A 3863-nucleotide genomic window follows, 5' to 3' on the forward strand; every position below is an offset into this window, starting at 1 on the left:
CCTCATTCAGGTTGACAGGTTCCGCCGCGGCGGCGTCGAACCTATCGACCGGATGCGCACCGCCACACTGGAACTGAACTATCCCTGGCAGGACGGGCAACCGTACCTTGTGTCGATGCTGACTTCTACCGGAGTGGTCATCGAACATCAGATCCCCATCGCCGTCGAAACACCCCGCCCAGGCCTGCACTTCTTCGGGCTGATGGCGCTACTGGGCACCTACGTCGGGGTCATCCCGGTGCTGCTGGGAATGCTGGTCCTGCCTCTCGTGCGGCGCTCCCGCCCCACGGTGCTGCGATTGCTGCTCGCCGTCACCGTCGGCCTGCTGGCTTTCCTGGCGGTCGACGCCGCCACGGAAGGTGTCGAACTCGCGCAAGGAACCGGCGGCGCCTTCGGCGGCGCGAAACTCGTCGCATTCGGCGCAGCCGCAGCCTATCTCGCGCTCACCGCCGTCGACCGATACCTGCACACACGCCGCACCGGGACCGGCGGTGTGACCGACTCGGGCCCGCGGCTGGCCTTCATGATCGCCGGAGCGATCGGGCTGCACAACCTGGGCGAGGGCCTGGCGATCGGATCCGCCTACGCCGTGGGCGAATTGGCGCTCGGCGCATTCCTGGTGATCGGGTTTGCGCTGCATAACACCACCGAAGGCGTCGCCATCGTCGCACCCCTGGCAAGACAGCCGACCCGGCTGGGTGTACTGCTGGCTCTTGGCCTGCTGGCCGGCGCCCCGGCGATCCTCGGGGCGATCATCGGCGCCAGCGTCAACAACCCAGAACTGTCCGCCCTGCTGCTCGGCGTGGGCGTCGGCGCCATCGCTCAAGTCGTGGTGCAGATCGTGCCCGCGTTGCGCCCCGAAGGCCGCGACCGCGCCGACGCCAGGGCGGTCTGCGGTGTCATCGCCGGAATATTGCTCATGTACCTGACCAGCCTGTTCGTCACCGCATGACCAACCGCCACCCCATGTCCGAATCAGCGCCACCGACGCTGCAACGGCGGACATTCCTGAGCTGCGCTGCCGCGGCGACCGTGTGCGTGACATCTGGTTGCAGCACGGGCCGCGCCGCCGAGACGGCACCATTCACCGTGTCTGCGGCGCAGATACCGATCGGTGGCGCGAAATTCTTTCCCGACCAGTCGACGGTCATCACTCAGCCCAACCCTGGTGAGTTCCACGCCTTCTCGACCATCTGCACCCACCAGGGCTGCACCGTAAACGAGATCCGCGACGGTTTCATCCGCTGTGCCTGCCACGGCAGCCGATTCGGCCTCACCGATGGTTCCGCCCAACGAGGCCCGGCACGACAACCACTCACCCGTCGCGCGACGACAGTCGACGGAACCGACATCCGAATCACCTGAGGGCAAATGAGGTCGCGAACCCGCAGATCTATTCGGTGTCGCGGACAGATGCGCCCGCATACAGCGATCGGCTATTCACCTACAGCCCGGGCAATATTCTGGGTTCTACTGCAAGGCTTTACATGCTGCGATCTATGCAGCCGACGGGTCAGCCCGCGATCAACTGGATTGGTCCACAGGTTCCGGGTCCGCCGGATGGTGACTGCGTCCGACGTGGGCTTCGGCGCGCATCCGGTCCACCATGTGCGGATAGTGCAACTCGAAAGCCGGGCGCTCCGAACGGATTCGGGGCAGTTCGGTGAAGTTGTGCCGCGGCGGCGGGCAACTGGTCGCCCACTCCAACGAATTGCCGAACCCCCACGGGTCGTCCACCGTGACTGGCTCGCCGTAGCGCCAACTCTTGAACACGTTCCACGTGAACGGGAGGGTCGAGATGCCGAGGATGAACGCCCCGATTGTCGAGATCACGTTGAGCGTGGTGAACCCGTCGGTCGGCAGGTAATCGGCGTAGCGGCGCGGCATACCCTCATCGCCCAGCCAGTGCTGCACCAAGAACGTCGCGTGGAAACCGATGAACGTCAACCAGAAGTGCAGCTTGCCCAGCCGCTCATCCAACAGCCGGCCCGTCATCTTCGGGAACCAGAAGTAGATCCCGGCATAGGTGGCGAACACGATGGTGCCGAACAGCACGTAATGGAAATGCGCCACCACGAAATACGAGTCGGTGACCTGAAAATCGATCGGCGGGCTGGCCAGCAGCACACCCGACAGACCGCCCAGCAGGAAGGTCACCAGAAAGCCCACCGAGAACAACATCGGTGTCTCAAAGGTCAACTGGCCCTTCCACATCGTGCCGATCCAGTTGAAGAACTTGATACCGGTCGGCACCGCGATCAAGAACGTCATGAAGCTGAAGAACGGCAGCAGCACCGCGCCCGTCGCATACATATGGTGCGCCCACACCGCCACCGACAGCGCCGCGATCGACAGCGTCGCGTAGATCAGCGTGGTGTAACCGAAGATCGGCTTGCGCGAGAACACCGGGAAGATCTCGGAGACGATGCCGAAGAACGGCAAGGCGATGATGTATACCTCCGGGTGACCGAAGAACCAGAACAGGTGCTGCCACAACAACACACCGCCATTGGCAGGGTCATAGATGTNCGAGAACACCGGGAAGATCTCGGAGACGATGCCGAAGAACGGCAAGGCGATGATGTATACCTCCGGGTGACCGAAGAACCAGAACAGGTGCTGCCACAACAACACACCGCCATTGGCAGGGTCATAGATGTGCGCGCCCAGGTGGCGGTCGGCGGCCAGCGCGAACAACGCGGCCGTCAGCAGCGGGAACGCCACCAGCACCAGGATCGATGTCACCAGGATGTTCCAGGTAAAGATCGGCATCCGGAACATCGTCATACCCGGGGCCCGCATGCACACCACCGTGGTGATCATGTTCACCGCACCCAAGATGGTGCCCAGACCACCCACAATCAGACCCATGATCCACAGATCGCCGCCGGCCCCCGGAGAATTAATTGCGCTGCTGAGCGGCGTGTAGGCGGTCCAGCCGAAGTCCGCGGCCCCGCCAGGGGTGATGAACCCGGCCAGGGCGATGGTGGCGCCGAACAAGAACAGCCAAAAGCTGAACGCGTTCAGCCGCGGGAACGCCACGTCGGGGGCGCCGATCTGCAGCGGCAACACCAGATTGGCGAACCCGAACACGATCGGGGTGGCGTAGAACAGCAGCATCACCGTGCCATGCATGGTGAACAACTGGTTGAACTGCTCATTGGACAGAAACTGCAGCCCCGGCACCACGAGCTCGGTGCGCATGAACAGCGCCATCAACCCGCCGATAAAAAAGAAGATGAAGCAGGCGACGACATACATCATCCCGATCACCTTGTGATCGGTGGTGGTCACCAATTTGTAGACGAGATTGCCCTTCGGGCCCAGCCGGGCCGGGAACGGACGGCGAGCCTCGAGTTCTCCCAGTGGGGGTGCTTCGGCGACCACGAGCTCCTCCAACCAACCATCGAGCCGGTTACCCGGCAATTCCTGGATCTGATCTCGCGGCCATGGTCCGGCTCCGCGATGCTCCTACATTGTGTCGTACTAATGTAGCGCGTACTACCGAAAATCGTAAGATGGCCGCCCTGCCAACTGGCTCCAACCTCAGCCGGCCAACGCGCCGTGCTTCTACGACAACTTCGCTAGCGGCGAACCGGTCCGTGATTAAGAATTCGGTTGCGGCCTACAACCAGCCCCACGGCGCCCAAGACTGGCACATCCGACGCGACGTACGTTTCGAAATCTGGGCCCACTACTCCGCGCGAAATAATGTCGAGTGAGACGCCCGTCGGAGCAGACGGTGGTTGGTGTTCTGTCCGGAGCGATTTCTTGCGGCCAGGACGTTACGGCCACCGATTAGGAGCGGCCAGATGTGAGCGGCATGCGGAACCTGTCAACCTGAATGAGGCACCGTTGCGCGG

The 3863-nt window shown here is 63.0% G+C and carries 4 protein-coding genes; 2 read left to right on the forward strand and 2 right to left on the reverse strand.

Annotation, left to right across the window (positions count from 1 at the left end; genetic code table 11):
• The coding region (locus CWS39_RS27935; protein WP_102146071.1) for a ZIP family metal transporter at window positions 1–952 on the forward strand (952 nt) is incomplete at its 5' end.
• Here CWS39_RS27935 and CWS39_RS29920 read toward each other — a convergent pair.
• On the reverse strand, window positions 942–1151 hold the full coding sequence (locus tag CWS39_RS29920) for a hypothetical protein (protein WP_233213746.1): 210 nt from the start codon (window positions 1149–1151) through the stop codon (window positions 942–944). The genes CWS39_RS27935 and CWS39_RS29920 overlap by 11 nt on opposite strands.
• On the opposite strand from CWS39_RS29920, the gene CWS39_RS27940 reads away from it, so the two are divergent.
• Window positions 1090–1365 carry a Rieske (2Fe-2S) protein gene (locus tag CWS39_RS27940; protein ID WP_233213745.1) on the forward strand — a complete coding sequence of 92 codons (276 nt, stop codon included), beginning with the start codon at window positions 1090–1092 and terminating at the stop codon, window positions 1363–1365. The genes CWS39_RS29920 and CWS39_RS27940 overlap by 62 nt on opposite strands.
• Before the next feature lie 159 nt (window positions 1366–1524).
• On the opposite strand, the gene CWS39_RS29925 is transcribed toward CWS39_RS27940, so the two are convergent.
• Window positions 1525–3387 (reverse strand): cytochrome c oxidase subunit I, encoded by a 1863-nt coding sequence (locus CWS39_RS29925; RefSeq protein ID WP_233213744.1) that lies wholly within the window; start codon window positions 3385–3387, stop codon window positions 1525–1527.
• Between the last annotated feature and the right edge of the window lie 476 nt (window positions 3388–3863).

The sequence above is a fragment of the Mycobacterium hubeiense genome (genome assembly GCF_002838065.1).
Taxonomy (GTDB): Bacteria; Actinomycetota; Actinomycetes; order Mycobacteriales; family Mycobacteriaceae; genus Mycobacterium; species Mycobacterium hubeiense.

Excerpts from the sequence above, each read along its gene's own strand:
- CWS39_RS29920 (WP_233213746.1), bottom strand. The coding sequence starts at position 1,151 with ATGACCGTCGACTGGTCGGGAAAGAATTTCGCGCCACCGATCGGTATC.